The 15,267-nt window shown below is 66.7% G+C and carries 18 protein-coding genes and 3 tRNA genes; 11 read left to right on the top strand and 10 right to left on the bottom strand.

The annotated features are described in order from the left end of the window. Positions 1-3 precede the first annotated feature (3 nt). From ACODS4_RS00230 to hemA, 3 genes are all read right to left on the bottom strand, one after another. Positions 4-780 (bottom strand): Hpt domain-containing protein, encoded by a 777-nt coding sequence (locus ACODS4_RS00230; protein ID WP_488859599.1) that lies wholly within the window; start codon positions 778-780, stop codon positions 4-6. Positions 781-926: 146 nt separating this feature from the next. Then, positions 927-1,472 carry a hypothetical protein gene (locus ACODS4_RS00225; protein ID WP_488859597.1) on the bottom strand — a complete coding sequence of 182 codons (546 nt, stop codon included), beginning with the start codon at positions 1,470-1,472 and terminating at the stop codon, positions 927-929. A 169-nt stretch (positions 1,473-1,641) separates the two neighbouring features. Beyond that, positions 1,642-2,856 (bottom strand): 5-aminolevulinate synthase, encoded by a 1,215-nt coding sequence (gene hemA, locus ACODS4_RS00220; RefSeq protein WP_488859595.1) that lies wholly within the window; start codon positions 2,854-2,856, stop codon positions 1,642-1,644. Positions 2,857-3,130: 274 nt separating this feature from the next. Here hemA and ACODS4_RS00215 point away from each other — a divergent pair, with 274 nt between their 5' ends. Both ACODS4_RS00215 and vapC read left to right on the top strand, forming a co-directional pair. Then, positions 3,131-3,337, top strand: a complete 207-nt coding sequence (locus ACODS4_RS00215) for a type II toxin-antitoxin system VapB family antitoxin (RefSeq protein ID WP_488859593.1) — start codon at positions 3,131-3,133, stop codon at positions 3,335-3,337. After that, the gene (gene vapC / locus ACODS4_RS00210) at positions 3,334-3,723 is read left to right on the top strand and encodes a type II toxin-antitoxin system VapC family toxin (protein WP_488859591.1); all 390 of its coding nucleotides are present in this window, start codon (positions 3,334-3,336) and stop codon (positions 3,721-3,723) included. The genes ACODS4_RS00215 and vapC overlap by 4 nt, the downstream gene beginning before the upstream one ends. A gap of 88 nt (positions 3,724-3,811) precedes the next feature. Here vapC and ACODS4_RS00205 read toward each other — a convergent pair whose 3' ends face one another. Then, positions 3,812-5,182, bottom strand: coding sequence for an aspartate aminotransferase family protein (locus tag ACODS4_RS00205; RefSeq protein WP_488859589.1), 1,371 nt, complete (start codon positions 5,180-5,182; stop codon positions 3,812-3,814). Between the two features lie 266 nt (positions 5,183-5,448). On the opposite strand from ACODS4_RS00205, the gene ACODS4_RS00200 reads away from it, so the two are divergent. Further along, a complete protein-coding gene (locus ACODS4_RS00200) occupies positions 5,449-6,084 on the top strand; it encodes a glutathione S-transferase family protein (protein ID WP_488859587.1) in 636 nt (211 codons plus the stop codon). Positions 6,085-6,170: 86 nt separating this feature from the next. Here the strand turns inward: ACODS4_RS00200 and ACODS4_RS00195 are convergent, their stop codons facing one another. Continuing rightward, complete coding sequence (locus ACODS4_RS00195; RefSeq protein WP_488859585.1) at positions 6,171-7,154, bottom strand: CobD/CbiB family cobalamin biosynthesis protein; 984 nt, start codon at positions 7,152-7,154, stop codon at positions 6,171-6,173. A gap of 11 nt (positions 7,155-7,165) precedes the next feature. After that, positions 7,166-7,717 carry an ankyrin repeat domain-containing protein gene (locus ACODS4_RS00190; RefSeq protein ID WP_488859583.1) on the bottom strand — a complete coding sequence of 184 codons (552 nt, stop codon included), beginning with the start codon at positions 7,715-7,717 and terminating at the stop codon, positions 7,166-7,168. A gap of 161 nt (positions 7,718-7,878) precedes the next feature. Here ACODS4_RS00190 and ACODS4_RS00185 point away from each other — a divergent pair, with 161 nt between their 5' ends. Both ACODS4_RS00185 and ACODS4_RS00180 read left to right on the top strand, forming a co-directional pair. Then, positions 7,879-8,058, top strand: a complete 180-nt coding sequence (locus ACODS4_RS00185) for a hypothetical protein (protein ID WP_488859581.1) — start codon at positions 7,879-7,881, stop codon at positions 8,056-8,058. Positions 8,059-8,130: 72 nt separating this feature from the next. After that, positions 8,131-8,886, top strand: coding sequence for a sulfite exporter TauE/SafE family protein (locus ACODS4_RS00180; RefSeq protein ID WP_488859579.1), 756 nt, complete (start codon positions 8,131-8,133; stop codon positions 8,884-8,886). A gap of 31 nt (positions 8,887-8,917) precedes the next feature. Here ACODS4_RS00180 and ACODS4_RS00175 read toward each other — a convergent pair whose 3' ends face one another. Continuing rightward, positions 8,918-9,808: a methyltransferase domain-containing protein gene (locus ACODS4_RS00175; RefSeq protein ID WP_488859577.1), complete on the bottom strand. Its 891-nt coding sequence runs from the start codon at positions 9,806-9,808 to the stop codon at positions 8,918-8,920. A 73-nt stretch (positions 9,809-9,881) separates the two neighbouring features. On the opposite strand from ACODS4_RS00175, the gene ACODS4_RS00170 reads away from it, so the two are divergent. The 4 genes from ACODS4_RS00170 (at position 9,882) to ACODS4_RS00155 (ending at position 12,167) form a co-directional block, all read left to right on the top strand. After that, positions 9,882-10,208 carry a flagellar biosynthetic protein FliQ gene (locus ACODS4_RS00170; protein WP_488859575.1) on the top strand — a complete coding sequence of 109 codons (327 nt, stop codon included), beginning with the start codon at positions 9,882-9,884 and terminating at the stop codon, positions 10,206-10,208. 15 nt (positions 10,209-10,223) lie between these two features. Continuing rightward, entirely contained in the window at positions 10,224-10,970 is a 747-nt protein-coding gene (locus tag ACODS4_RS00165) for a ComF family protein (RefSeq protein ID WP_488859573.1), read from the top strand. A gap of 100 nt (positions 10,971-11,070) precedes the next feature. Beyond that, positions 11,071-11,334, top strand: coding sequence for a glutaredoxin 3 (gene grxC, locus ACODS4_RS00160; RefSeq protein WP_488859571.1), 264 nt, complete (start codon positions 11,071-11,073; stop codon positions 11,332-11,334). Then, the gene (locus tag ACODS4_RS00155; protein WP_488859569.1) at positions 11,331-12,167 is read left to right on the top strand and encodes a carbon-nitrogen hydrolase family protein; all 837 of its coding nucleotides are present in this window, start codon (positions 11,331-11,333) and stop codon (positions 12,165-12,167) included. Before grxC ends, ACODS4_RS00155 begins: the two co-directional genes overlap by 4 nt. 71 nt (positions 12,168-12,238) lie before the next feature. Here the strand turns inward: ACODS4_RS00155 and ACODS4_RS00150 are convergent. From ACODS4_RS00150 to ACODS4_RS00140, 3 genes are all read right to left on the bottom strand, one after another. Continuing rightward, positions 12,239-12,313 (bottom strand) — tRNA-Val (locus ACODS4_RS00150). 4 nt (positions 12,314-12,317) lie between these two features. Beyond that, positions 12,318-12,394, bottom strand: a tRNA-Asp gene (locus tag ACODS4_RS00145). A gap of 161 nt (positions 12,395-12,555) precedes the next feature. After that, a tRNA-Val gene (locus tag ACODS4_RS00140) sits at positions 12,556-12,630 on the bottom strand. Positions 12,631-12,825: 195 nt separating this feature from the next. On the opposite strand from ACODS4_RS00140, the gene ACODS4_RS00135 reads away from it, so the two are divergent. Both ACODS4_RS00135 and ACODS4_RS00130 read left to right on the top strand, forming a co-directional pair. Beyond that, a complete protein-coding gene (locus ACODS4_RS00135) occupies positions 12,826-13,710 on the top strand; it encodes an N-formylglutamate amidohydrolase (RefSeq protein WP_488859567.1) in 885 nt (294 codons plus the stop codon). Positions 13,711-14,105: 395 nt separating this feature from the next. Next, a complete protein-coding gene (locus tag ACODS4_RS00130) occupies positions 14,106-15,086 on the top strand; it encodes a glucokinase (protein WP_488859565.1) in 981 nt (326 codons plus the stop codon). Positions 15,087-15,267: the final 181 nt, after the last annotated feature.

The raw sequence follows: 15,267 nt of genomic DNA, 5'->3' as shown, positions 1-15,267 counted from the left end.
CGCTCAACCCAGATTGTATTTGGCGACGACGGCAGCGAAATCATCGCCGAAATGCTCGCCCACCCGGATCACCGACACGCCGTGCGGGATTTCCTTCAGCGCCGGGTTGTCGAGATTGAGCGAGGTCAACAGCGCCATCGGCACGTTGTGCGTCACGCTCATGGCGCGCAGGCCGCGAATGAGGTCCAGGCCCGACAGCCCGTCCATCACCATCGAGGCGATGACCATGTCGGGCGGCACGCGCACCGCCAGGCTGATCGATTCGATGGGGTCGGTCACGGTCATGGTGCGGAAGCCGCAGGCCGCCAACTCGCCGCCCAGCTTCTTGGCGACGACCTTGGACGGCGTCACCAGCATGATTTCAACGTTGCGGACCTCGACGTCCGTCACCTGGAATTCGTAACGGACGGGCAGGGCGCGGATGATGCGGTTGGTTTCGGCCAACAGCGGCTGTTCGGCGCGGTCCACCAATTCGGCGATGCGGTCGATGAAGATCTGGGCGTCGGCAAGCTGTTTGCCTTCCAACTGCTTCAAACCGCTGAGATAATCCTCCAGACGGTGGGCGACGAGGCTGACGGTGGGATAGCCGAAGCTGGTGCCCATGCCCTTGAAATTGTGGGCCTCCAACCGCAGAACGCCGATGGTCTCCGCGTCGCTGCGCGTTCCCTTGGCGCGACCGGACAGGGCGGCGTTCATCACCTCCAGACGATCGCGCGCGTCGTCCACAAACTCCATGCGCAAGCGGTCTTCAAGATCATCGGTCGACAGGATCGAGGCCATGGAGAGACATTCCGGCTGTTTGAGGACGGTCAGAAACACATGCGCGCTACGCTACACCAAAATCCGGGGGCGAAACAAACGAAGGCGCGACCTTTGGCAAAAAGGTCGCGCCAATCGGATTTTGGCAAGCAATCGTTGCGAAACGCTTACAGGCGGTTCAGCAGATCCTGGAACCAGGACAGCCGGTCTTCCGCCTGGGCGATGTCGCGGTCCAGCCACGCGGCGAAATGGCCGGAATCGGCGCTGTTGACCCGCCGCAGATCGCCCAGCCGCGCCAACTCCGTCTCGCACAGCGACACGAGGTTGTCGATCTGCTCCTTCTGCGAGTCGGAATCGAGCAGATGCAGGAAGCGCAGCTTCAACGCGATGATGAGCTTGTTGATGCCGTCCGCCGACGGCGCGCGGACGTTGGCGCGGACCAGGGTTTCAAACTCCGCCCGTCCGGCCTCGGTCGGGCCGAGCAGGGCGTTGTCCTCCATCCCGCTGCCGTCCAGCGCCTCGATCAGCCCCTCGTAGCGCAGCATCTCCAGCGAGGTGCCCATCAGGTCGAGCGACGGGCCGACGATGCGGTCGAGGAAATGGCGCACCGACCCGGCAAGCGCGGCGTAGCGCAGCGGCCCATCCTGCATCAAGGTGCCCAAGACGACGAGGCGCACCGCCTCTTTCGGCATCAGCGAGTTGTCACGGTACATGGCGAACCCCTGCGCTTGATCGTCGGACAGACGACGCGGTTGGCGAGAATGAAAAGAGCAGATTGCGAGCGGCTCGCAATCTGCTCCTCAACATAGGGGCGCGTCGGCCCGCTGTCCAGAGGACAAAAGGTCCGACGCGCAAACAGGTTTGTGATTTCAGGCCAGCGTTTCAGGCGGCCAGACGCAGATCCAGGCGGCTCCAGACGTCCAGCAGCGCCGCGACCAGCCGGTCCATCTCGGCGTCGCTGTGCAGCGGCGTCGGGGTGAAGCGCAGGCGTTCGGCCCCGCGCGGCACGGTCGGGTAATTGATCGGCTGCACATAGATGCCGTGCCGTTCCATCAACTCGTCCGAGGCCTGCTTGCAGCGGTGGGCGTCGCCGACCATCACCGGGACGATGTGGCTGACCGAGGGCATCACCGGCAGACCGGCGTCGGCGAACAGGCGCTTCAGCTTGGCCGCGCGCTCCTGGTGCTGGGCGCGTTCGGTCTGGCTGTTTTTCAGATGGCGGATGCTGGCCAGCGCCCCCGCCGCGATGACCGGGGCCATCGAGGTGGAGAAGATGAACCCGGCGGCGAAGCTGCGCACGCAGTCGATCAGCGCCGCCGAACCGGTGATGTAGCCGCCCTGGACGCCAAAGGCCTTGCCCAAGGTCGCCTCGATGATGGTGATGCGGTCCATCGCGCCGTCGCGTTCGGCCACGCCGCCGCCGCGCGGGCCGTACATGCCGACCGCGTGGACCTCGTCCAGATAGGTCATGGCGCCGTGTTTGTCGGCGACGTCGCACAGGTCATGAATGGGGGCGATGTCGCCGTCCATCGAATAGACGCTTTCAAACGCCACCAGCTTGGGCCGGTCGGGCGCGACGTTGGACAGCAACTCGTCCAAATGCTTGGGGTCATTGTGGCGGAAGACGTGCTTTTCCGCGCCGGAGTTGCGGATGCCGGTTATCATCGAGTTGTGGTTCAGCGCGTCCGACAAAATCACGCAATTGGGCAGGATCTTGCCCAACGTGGTCAGCGTCGCGTCGTTCGACACATAGCCCGACGTGAAGAGCAGGGCGGCGTCCTTGCCGTGCAGATCGGCCAGTTCGCGTTCCAGCAGAACGTGATAGCGGTTGGTGCCGGAGATGTTGCGCGTGCCGCCGGCGCCCGCCCCAACCTCGTCCAACGCGTCGTGCATCGCCTTGAGCACGGCGGGGTGCTGGCCCATGCCCAGATAATCGTTGGAGCACCAGACGGTGACTTGCCGTTCGCGGTCCTGGGAATCGCGGAAGGTCGCCGTCGGGAAATTCCCGGCGTGCCGCGCCAGATCGGCGAAAAAGCGATAACGGCCATCCTGTTTCAGGGTGGCGATCTGGCTGCGGAAAAAGCTCTCGTAATCCATCGCGCGCTTCCGTTCGCGGTCATCCACACCGGGGCTGTCGCGCGGGGATGGGCGGAGCGAAAGATTCCATCCAACCCACGCAACGGGAAGATCGCATCTTTGGCGCCAAAGCGCCATCCGGCATTGATGCGAATCAAGCCAACCCGGATTGCACCTTCGCATGAGGCGCGCGGCCCTGTCCCTTGCGGTTGCGGCGGGTCTGCCGCGCGCGGGCGCTTTCGGCGCGCGCAGGTTGGGTGTATAAAAGAGACCATTCATACACATGGAGGTCGCCATGCGCACCAACATCGATATTGACGATAGCTTGATCGCTGAGGCGATGGCGGCCACCGGACTGGTCACGAAAAAGGCCGTTGTTGAAGAAGCCTTGCGTCGCCTGATTCGATTCAAGCAGGAGGAACGCACCTTGAGCCTCTTCGGCACCGTCGATTGGCAAGGGGATCTGGCGGAAAGCCGCGTGGGGCGTGGGGACGCGGCGTGATCGTCGTCGACACCAGCGTCTGGGTGGATTTTTTCCGTCGTCGTGAAACGTTGCAGACCGCAAAATTACGGACTCTGATCGGGCGTGGCCTGATTTTGGTGGGCGATGTCGTGCTGTTGGAGGTGCTGCAAGGCGTGCGCGACGAGGCGGAGGCTGCGCGCGTCGAGCGGATCCTGCGCGTTCATGCCGTCGAGGCGATGCTGACGCCCGCGCTGGCGCCTCTGGTGGCGGCCAACTATCGCGCTTTGCGAGCCAAGGGGATTACGGTTCGCAAGACCATCGACATGATGATCGGCACATTCTGTATCACCGGCGGGCATGTCCTGTTGCACGCTGATCGGGATTTTGAGCCGATGCGGGAGCATCTGGGCTTGCACGTTTTTTAACCGCCGCCAAAGGACCGCGCCGCCGTTTGAGCGGGCGGCTTTAAAGCGGAGAGGGGAGTGAGCTTCCTCGCTCCCCCCACGTCCATCCTTACCCGCGCAGGACCGGGATCGCGGCGTCGAGCGCCTTGGCCAAGCGGTCGAACACCTGGTTGACGTCCTCCTCGCTGATGACCAGCGGCGGGCAGAGGGCGATGGAATCGCCCATGGCGCGGACGATCAGCCCATGCTCTTGCGCCAGACCATTCACCACGGCGCCCGCGCGGCCCACCGGCTCGAAGGGCGCCTTGGTCGTCTTGTCGGCCACCAGCTCGATTGCGCCGATCAGGCCGACGCCGCGCGCCTCGCCGACCAGCGGGTGATCGGCCAGAGCGCGCAGGCGGCGTTGGAACAGCGGGGCGACGTCGCGGACATGGCCGATCATGTCGCGTTCCTGGTAGATCGCCAGGGTTTCCAGCGCCACCGCCGCCGCCACCGGATGGGCGGAATAGGTGTAGCCGTGGCCGAAGGTGCCGATCTTCTTGCTCTCGTCCACGCAGGCGCGGTAGATCGCGTCCGACACCATCACGGCGGAAATCGGCAGATAGCCCGACGACAATTGCTTGGCGCAGGTCAGGATGTCGGGCCGCATGCCCATGGTCTGGCTGCCCCAGAAATTGCCGGTGCGGCCAAAGCCGCAAATCACCTCGTCGGCGACCAGCAAGACGTCGTACTTCTTCAGAACCGCCTGGATCTTCTCGTAATAGGTCGCGGGCGGCACCACGACGCCGCCGGCGCCCATGATCGGCTCGCAGAACATCGCGGCGACGGTGTCCGGCCCTTCGGCCAGGATCTGCGCCTCAAGCTGTTCGGCAAGACGGGTGGCGAACTCTTCCTCGCTCTCGCCCGGCTTGGCGTTGCGGTAATGGTGCGGGCAATCGGCGTGCGCGATGCGGGCGATCGGCAGGTCGAAATCGCGGTGGTTGTTCGGCAGGCCGGTCAGGCTGGCGGTCGCCACCGTCACGCCGTGATAGCCGCGCACGCGCGCCAGGATCTTCTTCTTGTCCGGGCGGCCCAGGGCGTTGTTGTAGTACCAGATCAGCTTGACGGCGGTGTCGTTGGCTTCGGACCCGGAATTGGCGAAGAAGACCTTGGACATCGGGACCGGGGCCAGCCCGATCAGCTTTTCCGCCAGATCGATGCCCGGCTCGTGCGATTTGTGGCCGAAGATGTGATAGCTGGACAGCTTGCGCATCTGGTTGGCCGCCGCCTGGACCAGCCGCTCCTCCCCCCAGCCCAGCGAGACGCACCACAGGCTGGCCATGCCCTCGATGTAGGCGTTGTCGGCGTCGTCATACACGCGCACGCCCTCGCCGCGCTCGATGATGAGCGGGCCTTGCGTCTCGTGGGCGTGCAGATTGGTGTAGGGGTGGAGGACAAAGGCCTTGTCGCGGCTCGCCGCCGAGTTGCCGATCGCGCTCATGCTGTTCTTCCTGCTCCGGTCCGGCGAACCCCCCTTGTTGGCGCGCCTCGTGTCGGCGCGCCTCGTGTTTGCGCGGGGGTGTTCGATTTGTTAAACGCTGACGGCGATCATACGCACAGTTCGTCATGCCGACAAACCCGCGTCACGATCAAGCGTGCCATGCGCCGCCTGGGGGAGGCTGGACCGTTTCGAGGGCGCGGGTTATGCCGATGGGCAAACCGCCCCACGGTTTCCGGGGCGGTTCCCGTCACCAAGGGAGAGGCTTGATGCCCACGCTCTACGCCATCGCCAGCAGCGCCGCCATGGCCCCGCACATCCTGTTGCGGGAGATTGGCGCGCCCTTCGATCTGGTTCTGCTGGACCGCGACAAGGCCGAACACAAACAGCCGGGGTATCTGGCGTTGAATCCGCATGGCCGTGTGCCGACGCTGGTCGATGGCGCGCTTGTCCTGTATGAGGCCGCCGCCATTTGCCTGCATCTGGCCGACGCCAACCCCGGCGCTGGATTGGTCCCGCCGGTCGGCGCGCCGGAGCGGGCTGAGTTCTACAAGTGGTTGATCTATCTGACGAACACCGTCCAGGCCGACATGATGCTCTACTTCTACCCGGAGCGTTTCGCCGAGGGCGCGGCGGCGCAAGCCAGCGTCAAGGCGATGGCGGAATCCCGGATCAGCGACCAATTCGACGGGCTGGACCACGCGCTGGCCGGGCGGGATTGGATGCTGGCGGGCGGCTATTCGGCGCTCGACTCTTATCTGTTCATGCTGTGCCGTTGGACCCGCTTCATGGCCCGTCCGGCGCGCGAACGGCCCCATCTGGCGCCGTATCTGGCCCGCGTTCTGGCCCGTCCCGCCGTGCGCGCCGCCTTCGCGGCGGAAGGTTTGAGCGATCCCTATTGTTGATCGGGCGTATGGTTTGAGCCATGCGCGTCGCTTATGACCGGATGCGGAATCTTTATCGGGCCTGTCCCCCGATCAGCTCCCCCCGATCAGACCGACGCCAACCCCGTCATCAGCAAGGCGACCAGCCCGACCAGCAGCAGCGCGGCCACGGCGTAGAGCGCCAGCGCCCGGCCAATGTCGGCGGGCGCGGCGCGGGCGCGACCGTCGCCGATCCAAGCCTCGGTGATGACCACGCCGCCGTCGCGGTGGGGGCCGCCCAGCGACAGGCCCAGCGCCCCGGCCATCGCCGCGATGGGCCAGCCCATGTTCAGCGAGGGATGCTTGCGGGCGTCGCGCGCCATCGTGCGAAAAGCCTCGCCGATTTTGGCTGAACCGACGAAGGGCGCGCCCAGCGCCAGCAACAGCGCCGCCAGCCGGGCGGGCAGGGCGTTCAGCGCGTCGTCCAGCGTGGCGGCGGTCAGGCCGAACCGCGAGTGTCGGACGCCGGGGCTGCCCAGCGCGGCGTCGGCCCCGTCCATCGCGGTCCAGATCAACAGACCCGGCGCGCCAAGCAGGGCGTAGGCGAAGACCGGGGCCACCAATTTGCGGGCGAAGGCGCGGGCGGCGGCCTCGACGGCGGCGCGGGCGACGCCGTGCTCGTCCAGCCCATAGGCGTGACGACGGGTCAACGTCTGAATCGCGACCTGCCCGGCGACCGCCCCGCCGCTGTCCAGGGCGCGGCGCACCGCGCGGATCCGCGTCCAGGCGGCGCGTCCGCGCACGCCGCACAGCACGACCAACAGCTCGATCAGCCAGCCGCGACCCTGGCCGCCGATCCATTGGGTCAGCAACCCGATCAGTCCGGCGATCAGAACCAGCGTCAGAATCACCAGCGCGCCGCGCGCCAGCCGATCCGTCGGTCCGCGCTCCACCCGGTTCAACCGGGCGTCGGCGGCGTTGCAGAAGCGGTTGGCGAGCCGGACCGGATCGGGCAGGATCCGGTCGAGCCAATCGCCGAACACCGCGTCGATCAGCAACGCCAGCAGCAGGATCAACAACGGGCCGGGACCGCCAAAGGCGACGCCGATCATCGCCGCGCCGCTCAGCGGGCGCCCGCTGAGCGCAGCAGCGTTGTGACGCGGGCGTTGCGCCCATCCTCCGCCCAGTTCAACGCGGTGCGCCCGGTGAAGTCAGAGCGGTCAACCTTGGCGCCGCTCTTGAGCAGCCGATCCACGATCTCTGGCCGACCGCTGCGCGCGGCGACCATCAGCGGGGTCAGCCCCTCGCGGTTGTCCTGGTCGACCTTGGCGCCTTTTTTCAACAGAATGTCGACGATGTCCGCGTGTCCCGCCTCCACCGCCAGCAGCAGGGGGGTGTTGCCCGCCTTGTCGGTGCGGTTGGCGCTGGCTCCGCCGTTGAGCAGCAGAGAGACCATGGTCGGGTTCGACAGACCGATGGCGGTCATCAGCGCCGTTTTGCCGTAGGCGTCGGTCTGGTTGGCGTTTTCCCCCTTCAGCAATTGGGATTTCAGCCCGGTGATGTCCCCCTTGGAGACGGCCTGCATCAGGGTGGTGTCCTGGAACAGGCTGATCTGGGCGTGCGCCGGGGCGTTCATCCCCAAGGCGATGACGCAGGCAAGCAACAGCCGCTTCATGGTGGAACGTCCTCTTTCTCTGGCTTCCGGCGCATCGGCGGGCCGGTGTGGAACCGATTGCGTGTGGCCTTGACCGATGGGTAAGGGGGATACTAGCCAAAAGCGCCGCCCCTTTGCCAGTTCGGCCTTTGCGACCGCAACCGACCTTTGCCCGGACGATCATGCTCCGCAACCCGCTTGCCCGCCACATCGCGTTGTTTCTGTTGGTCAAGCTGGTCTTGATCGCGCTGGGGCTTTGGTGGTTTCTCGCCAGCGCGCCGCCGCCGCGCGGTTTGCCGCCGCCGTCCACCCTTCCATTGCGCCGTTCCGTCCGAACCCGACTCCGCCCGCAAATGGGTTGACCCACGTCATGGCCGGGTGTACCCGCCGCCCACCATGATTGACCGTGGCCGCCGCCTGTTGGAGATCGCGTTTTGGACGCCTTGTCACTGCTGCATGATGGTTTGAATCAGTGCGTCCTGGTCATTGACCGCGACGGCGGGCTGTTTCTCGCTTTGCTGACGGCGGGGTTGGTCGGCGGCGTCAGCCATTGCGCGGGCATGTGCGGCCCCTTCGTTCTGGCCCAGGTGTCCGCCCGGCTGGAGCAAGTGCCGTTGTCGCGGATGTCGGAGTTTCATCGTCTGACCGGCGCGGCGGTTCTGCCATATCATTTCGGTCGTGGAACGACCTACGCGGTGATTGGCGCGGTCGCGGCGACGGTGGCCGGGCATGTCGGGGCGCTGCCGGGGTTGCGCTGGTTGTCGGTGGCGCTTCTGGCTTTTGCAGCGTTGTTTTTTTTCGGATACGCAACGAAAAGCGCTGTGACTTTTCTGCCGCGATTGGGCGGCGGCGCGCGCTGGTGGAGCGACCGGGTGTCCGGTCTGGCCCGTCCGCTGTTCGGCAACCCGGTCGGTTGGCGCGGCTATGGTCTGGGCGTGGCGTTGGGATTCATCCCCTGTGGGCTGCTTTACGGCGCGGTCGCGGTGGCGGCGGCCAGCGGCAGCGCGTTGAGCGGCGCTCTGGGCATGATTTGTTTCGTTGTCGGAACAATTCCCAGCCTGCTGGCGGTTGGGCTGGCCGGGCATCTCGCCGGGCGGACCTGGCGGACGGCGGTGGCCCGCGTCGCCCCGGCGATCATGCTGGTCAACGCGGGCGTTCTCGGCTGGATGGCGTGGAGGCTGGTGGCCTGAGCCAAGCCGCTCTCCACGTCGTCCACGACCGTTACGACAACGATCCGTTCCCGTTTTTCAGAGCTTGCCCCAAGGGGATTTCACCGCTGCCCGGTTTCAGTGGCTGCTGTTGGCTTTCGTGCGGCGACCATCCGGCCAGATAGAGGATCTGGAAGGTGACGGGGATCCGCCCGTCCGGTTCGGCGTAGAGGTCGGCGTAGCGGCGGGCGGCGTCGAACAGCAGGCCGCGCGTCGCCGGAACCTTGCGCCGGGCCAGAACGGCGTTGCTTTCGGCCATGCCGCGCAGCTCGCGCATCAGGGCGAAGGCGTCGGAATAGGTGACGGTCAGCGTGTCGCTGTCCACCACCGGCAGGGCGAATCCGGCGCGCTGCAACAGCCCGCCCGCGTCCTTGATCTCGGCGAAGGGCGACACGCGCGGCGACACGCCGCCCGACACCGCCATTTCGGCTTCGTAAAGACAGCGGCGCAGCTCGATCAACGTGTCGCCGCCCAGCATGGCGCCGCAAAAAAAGCCGTCGGGTTTCAGGATCTGGCGGATTTGCAGCAACGCGCCCGGCAGGTCGTTGACCCAATGCAGGCTGAGGTTGCTGACCACCAGATCAAAGCTGTCCGGCGCGAAGGGCAAAAACTCCTCGTCGGCGGCCAGTCCCCGCGCGGCGCGGGCGAAGCCCGGAGCCAGATCGCAGGCGATCAGACGCTCGATCCCTTTGCGACCGGCCAGAACCCGGCCCACCGCCCCGTCGTGGCAACCGACGTCCAGCGCCAACGGGAAGGGGCGCAGCACATCCTCCAGCCGGTCGGCGAGTCGCTCGGCGACCTCGTCGAACAGAAAGGAATGGTCGGAGAAATTCGGGACGGCGCGGTCGCGGCGGCGGCGGACGAGCGCGCGGTCAAAAACGGTCATGCGGTCGGGGGTCGTCATGCCCGGCACTATAACGCAGCCGCCGCCGCCCTCAAGCGTCGGCGCGACGACGCGCGCGTGCTAGAGTGTCGGCGTGAGTTTTCTTCGGGCCGGGCTGTTGGACGCGCCGGTCGTGCAGGGGGATGCGTTCCGCATGGGCATTGATGAAGCCGTCGCCGTGACTTATGAGGCGTTGATCGTCATCATCAAGATCACCTTTCCGACGTTGGCCATCACCGCAGGGTTGGCCGCCGCGCTGACGATTTTCCAATCGGTCACAAACATCAATGAATCCTCAATCCAGCAGGATCTGAAGATCTTTGCGACGCTGGCGATTTTGTTTGTCACCGGCCCGGCCATCTTCATCGCCTTGCGCGACTACACGCTTATTATTTTTGAACGCATCGCCATGTTGCAGTGACGGCGCCCGCCCGCCATGACCGCCCCCCGCGCGCTCGCTCGGTTGGCCGCCGCCGCGTCCACCGCGCTGCTCGACGCCCTGTTGCCGCCGCGTTGCCTGTCCTGCGGCGCGTCGGTGGACCGGCAGGGCGGTCTTTGCGCCGCCTGCTGGACCGGCTTGACCTTCGTCGCGCCGCCCTTTTGCGCCTGCTGCGGCCTGCCCTTCGAGTATGAGGCGCAGGCGGGCGTCCATTGCGGGGCCTGTCTGGCCGAACCGCCGCCCTTCGCCCGCGCCCGCGCCGTGCTGGTCTATGACGACGGCAGCCGCCCGCTGGTGTTGAGCTTCAAACATGGCGACCGCATCCACGCCGCCGGGGCCTACGCCGGGTGGCTGGCGCGCGCCGGGCGGGAACTGTTGGAGGACGCCGATCTTCTGGTTCCGGTGCCGCTGCACCGGCTGCGGCTGTTCCGCCGCCGCTACAACCAGGCGGCTCTGCTGACCCAGGCCTTGGCGAAACAAACCGGCGTCGCGACGATTCCCGACGCGCTGGTCCGCCAGCGCGCCACCCCGACCCAGGGCGGCTTGGGCCGGTCGGAGCGTCACCGCAACGTCAAGGGGGCGTTCCGCCTGCGCGGCGGTCTGTCGGTGACGGGGCGGCGGGTGGTGTTGGTTGACGACGTGCTGACCACCGGGGCGACGCTGGCCGAATGCGCGCGGGTGCTGACCAAGGCCGGGGCGGCGCGGGTGGACGTCTTGACTCTGGCCCGCGTCGTGAAAAGCTGACGGGCATGGCAGACCGTCCGGCGGCGCTTCTGGCGTCGCTTCGGCGGTTCTTTTACAATGGTTCCAAACTGTTCGGGCCGACTTTCCAGGAGCCTCTCGCATGGCCGAGATCGTCATCTACACCACCCCCTTCTGCCCCTATTGCTCCCGCGCCAAGCGCCTGTTGCAGAGCAAGGGCGTGACCTATCAGGAAATCGACCTTTACGAGCAGCCGGGCCGCCGAGGCGAGATGGTGCAACGGGCCGAGGGGCGGACCACCGTGCCGCAGATCTTCATCGACGGCGCGCCCTATGGCGGCAGCGACGACATCCACGAACTGGACCGCCAGGGCAAGCTTGACGCCCTGCTGGGAGTCGCGGCGTGAGCGCCGTCGTCAAGGCGGCCTGCGTCCAGGTCAACGCCGGAACCGAACTGCAACCCAACCTCGACGCGGCGGGCGATCTGGTCCGCCGGGCGCGCGACGCCGGGGCGGAGTTCATCACCCTGCCGGAGAATGTCGGCTGGATCGTCCAGGGCCGCGCCAAAACCATGGCGCGGGTGAAGGTTGAGGCCGAACATCCCGGCGTCCCCTTCTTCGCCGATCTGGCGCGGGAAACCGGGGCGTGGATTCTGGCGGGCACGCTGGGGGTGTTGCAGGACGACCAGCGGGTCGCCAACCGCAGCTATCTGTTCAACCCGCAAGGTCAAGCCGTCAGCCATTACGACAAGATCCACATGTTCGACGTGGATCTGAAGGATGGCGAGAGCTACCGCGAATCGGCGACCTTCCGACCGGGCGAGCGCGCCGTGGTCGCCGCCACGCCGTGGGGCGGCGTCGGCATGACGATTTGCTACGACGTGCGCTTTCCTTACCTGCACCGCGCCTTGGCCAAGGCCGGGGCGTCGATCATCACCGCCCCCGCCGCCTTCACCGTGCCGACCGGGCGGGCGCATTGGCACACGCTGTTGCGGGCGCGCGCCATTGAAACCGGCTGCTTCGTGGTCGCCCCGGCGCAAACCGGCACGCACGACGAGGGGCGGCAGACTTACGGCCATTCCCTCATCATCGCGCCCTGGGGCGAGGTGTTGGCCGACGCGGGCGAGGAGGTGGGTGTCATCACCGCCGATCTCGACATGGCCCGCGTCGAGGAGGCCCGCCGCATGGTCCCGGCGCTGGGCCATGACCGCGACTTCACGGTCGTGCGCGACGGGTTCTGAACGTCGCGCTCTGAAAAAGTGAGGCCTGAAATGGGTCGAGGCTCCAAGGGGTCGCCTTGGAGCCTCGTGAATGGTGGTCCCGACAGGGATTGAACCTGTGACCCCTACGATGTCAACGTAGTGCTCTCCCGCTGAGCTACGAGACCATGATGGCGCGAGTGACGGGACTTGAACCCGCGGCCTCCGGCGTGACAGGCCGGCGCTCTAACCAACTGAGCTACACCCGCGCAAGGGAGCGCGCCTTATACGCAAACCAACCGAATGACGCAAGCGCTGTTGACGCGAAAACCGCGAGAAAAACACGAGACGACCGACGACCGGCGCAAGAGCGAAAAGAAGGCTCCGAAAATGGTCGAGGCCCCAAGGGTTCGCCTTGGGGCCTCGTGGATGGTGGGCACGACTGGGATTGAACCAGTGACCCCTACGATGTCAACGTAGTGCTCTCCCGCTGAGCTACGCGCCCATCCTTGTCGTCGTTCGGCGCGGCGCTGTCAGCGACGCTCCGTTCGGCGTGGGCGGGTTTTTAGCCGCATCCGCGCGGGCTGGCAAGCCTTTTGTTTCGCTTTGTGGCGAGCGGCGCGTTTTTTCGGCGAAGGCGCGCTGGGACGGGCGCCGGTTCGTGACAGGGCGCGCCGCCTCCAGTACATCAGAACCCATCATGGATGCGCACAGCGACGCCGACGCCGGACGGATTCCGGCCTTTGACATTCTGGCCCCGACGCGCCAGACCCACCCGCTCGTGCTGGCCTCGCCGCACAGCGGCAACCAGTATCCGGCGGATTTCCTGGCCGCCGCGCGGCTCGACGCGCGGGCGCTGCGCAAATCGGAAGACTGCTTCGTCGACGAGATCTTCGCCTTCGCCCCGGCGCTGGGCGTGCCGTTGATCCGGGCGCTGTTTCCGCGCGCCTATCTGGACGCCAACCGCGAGGCCTATGAACTCGACGCCGACATGTTCGTCGATCCGCTGCCCGCCTACGTCAACACCCGCTCGCCGCGCGTCGCCGCCGGGCTTGGCACCATCGCCCGCGTGGTCGCCAACGGCGAGGACATCTACAAGCGCCGCCTGCGCTTCGCCGAGGCGCAGGCCCGCATCAACGCCTGCTACACCCCCTACCACAACGCTTTGCGCCGTCTGGTGGACGACACCCGCGCCGCCTTTGGCCACGCGCTGCTGATCGATTGCCATTCGATGCCGTCGCCCGGCCCGGCGCCGGATCGCGGGCGCAACCGGCCCGACATCGTGCTGGGCGATTGCTACGGCAACGCCTGCGCCCCCGCCATCATCGACGCCGCCGACGGCTTTTTGTCGGGGCTGGGCTATCGGGTGAACCGCAACAACCCCTACGCCGGGGGCTACACCACCCGCCATTACGGACGCCCGCGCCAGGGCGTCCACACCCTTCAGATCGAGATCGCCCGGGCGCTGTACATGGACGAGGCCGCCTTGACCCGCTTGCCCTTCCTGGACGTGTTGGCCCGCCACATGGGCGAACTGGTCAACACGCTGGGCGCGTTGCCGGGCGACGGGCTGGAACCGCGCTGAGGCGTTTTCTCCCCTATCGCGTCGCGGCGGCCAGAAAAAAGGCCGCAGGGCGAACCTGCGGCCTCAAGTCTAGGGAGGAAACGCCCAAGAAGTGCGTTACGCCAGCGGCCCCGTCGAGGACGGAACCGATGCCGCACTGCACAATATGATCCTGGGGGCTTTCGGCTTCAAGAGATAAAAAATTATTCTTATTTGTCATGGTTCTAAAGTATCGTGATCGTGTGACTGACAAAGCAGACTCCATCCAAAAATTGCTGCGACGCAACATGTAAAACTGGTCGCCAAGGGCGGCGCGGCGTGCCAGATTCGCAAGGATTCACAGGGGCGCTCACGCCAAGGGACGGCTCTTTCGTCTCCGCTCCTCCCAAAGACCCTGTTGACCGCAGGCCGGACCCATGACCCACACCGCATCTCCCCCGATTTTGGTCGCCGACATCGGCGGCACCAACGCGCGCTTTGGCCTGATCGAGGGGCGCGACATCCGCGACGTGCGGATTTTGCGCTGCGCCGACCATCCGTCGTTGGAGGACGCCGCGCGCGCCTATCTGGCGGCGGTCGGGCTGGCCGAGGCAGGGACGCCCGGTCGCCCGCGCCGTGGCGCCTTCGCCGTCGCCGGGCCGGTCACGTCCGATCACGTCGCCATGACCAATCTGGTCTGGCAATTTTCCATCGGGCGGACGCGCGACGCCTTGGGGCTGGACGGGCTGGCGGTCATCAACGATTTCACCGCCGTGGCCCTGTCGGTGCCGCGTCTGGCCCGCAGCGACCGCCGTTTGATCGGCGACGGCGAGGCCAAACCGGGCGGCGTCGTCGCGGTTCTGGGGCCGGGCAGCGGGCTGGGCGTGTCGGGGCTGGTGCCGGGGGCGGATGGACGCTGGTCGGCGCTGGCCGGGGAGGGCGGACACGTCACCATGGCGGCGGCCAATGAGCGGGAGGGCGCGGTGTTGGCGCATCTGCGCGACCGCTTCGGCCATGTTTCGGCGGAACGGGTGCTGTCGGGGCCGGGGCTGGTCAATCTGCACAGCGCGCTGACGGCGCTGGAGGGCGGCGGCGCGGTGGAATGGACCCCGGCCCAGATCACCGAGTCGGCCCTGTCCGACAGCGATTCGCTGTGCGTCGAGGCGGTGGCGATGTTCTGCGCCATGCTGGGCACGGTGGCGGGCAATCTGGCGCTGACGCTGGGCGCGCGCGGCGGCGTCTACATCGCGGGCGGCATCGTGCCGAAGCTGGGGCCGCTGTTCGAGCGGTCGGCCTTCCGTGAGCGTTTTCTCGACAAGGGGCGGATGCGGGCCTTCCTGGAACCAATCCCGACCTTCGTCGTCGTTCATGAGCTTCCGGCCTTTCTTGGGCTGGCGGAGGCCGCCGACGCGGCGTGACTGGGGCGTCCCGCCCGGAATTGCTGGATTCGCAAGCCTCCCCTACGCATGGGGGATGGCCTGAAGCGGCGCTTTGGCGCGCGACCGGCTTGTATCCCCGGGGCTGGGGCGATAGAAGGTGGCGCCAGCGGACAGCCGGTCAATTGCGTTGACCACGCGAGGCCGGTCCCGGATGACCATT

This window comes from Azospirillum sp. FG154 (assembly GCF_057809575.1).
This window is presented reverse-complemented; position numbering and strand designations above follow the sequence as displayed.

Coding starts and splice junctions, on each gene's coding strand:
- ACODS4_RS00175 (WP_488859577.1), bottom strand. CDS start 9,808: ATGACGACCCCCGACCGCATGACCGTTTTTGACCGCGCGCTCGTCCGC.
- ACODS4_RS00230 (WP_488859599.1), bottom strand. CDS start 780: ATGGCCTCGATCCTGTCGACCGATGATCTTGAAGACCGCTTGCGCATG.
- ACODS4_RS00135 (WP_488859567.1), top strand. CDS start 12,826: ATGGATGCGCACAGCGACGCCGACGCCGGACGGATTCCGGCCTTTGAC.
- ACODS4_RS00130 (WP_488859565.1), top strand. CDS start 14,106: ATGACCCACACCGCATCTCCCCCGATTTTGGTCGCCGACATCGGCGGC.
- ACODS4_RS00200 (WP_488859587.1), top strand. CDS start 5,449: ATGCCCACGCTCTACGCCATCGCCAGCAGCGCCGCCATGGCCCCGCAC.
- ACODS4_RS00190 (WP_488859583.1), bottom strand. CDS start 7,717: ATGAAGCGGCTGTTGCTTGCCTGCGTCATCGCCTTGGGGATGAACGCC.
- ACODS4_RS00165 (WP_488859573.1), top strand. CDS start 10,224: ATGACCGCCCCCCGCGCGCTCGCTCGGTTGGCCGCCGCCGCGTCCACC.
- ACODS4_RS00195 (WP_488859585.1), bottom strand. CDS start 7,154: ATGATCGGCGTCGCCTTTGGCGGTCCCGGCCCGTTGTTGATCCTGCTG.
- ACODS4_RS00215 (WP_488859593.1), top strand. CDS start 3,131: ATGCGCACCAACATCGATATTGACGATAGCTTGATCGCTGAGGCGATG.
- hemA (WP_488859595.1), bottom strand. CDS start 2,856: ATGGATTACGAGAGCTTTTTCCGCAGCCAGATCGCCACCCTGAAACAG.
- ACODS4_RS00225 (WP_488859597.1), bottom strand. CDS start 1,472: ATGTACCGTGACAACTCGCTGATGCCGAAAGAGGCGGTGCGCCTCGTC.
- ACODS4_RS00205 (WP_488859589.1), bottom strand. CDS start 5,182: ATGAGCGCGATCGGCAACTCGGCGGCGAGCCGCGACAAGGCCTTTGTC.
- grxC (WP_488859571.1), top strand. CDS start 11,071: ATGGCCGAGATCGTCATCTACACCACCCCCTTCTGCCCCTATTGCTCC.
- ACODS4_RS00185 (WP_488859581.1), top strand. CDS start 7,879: ATGCTCCGCAACCCGCTTGCCCGCCACATCGCGTTGTTTCTGTTGGTC.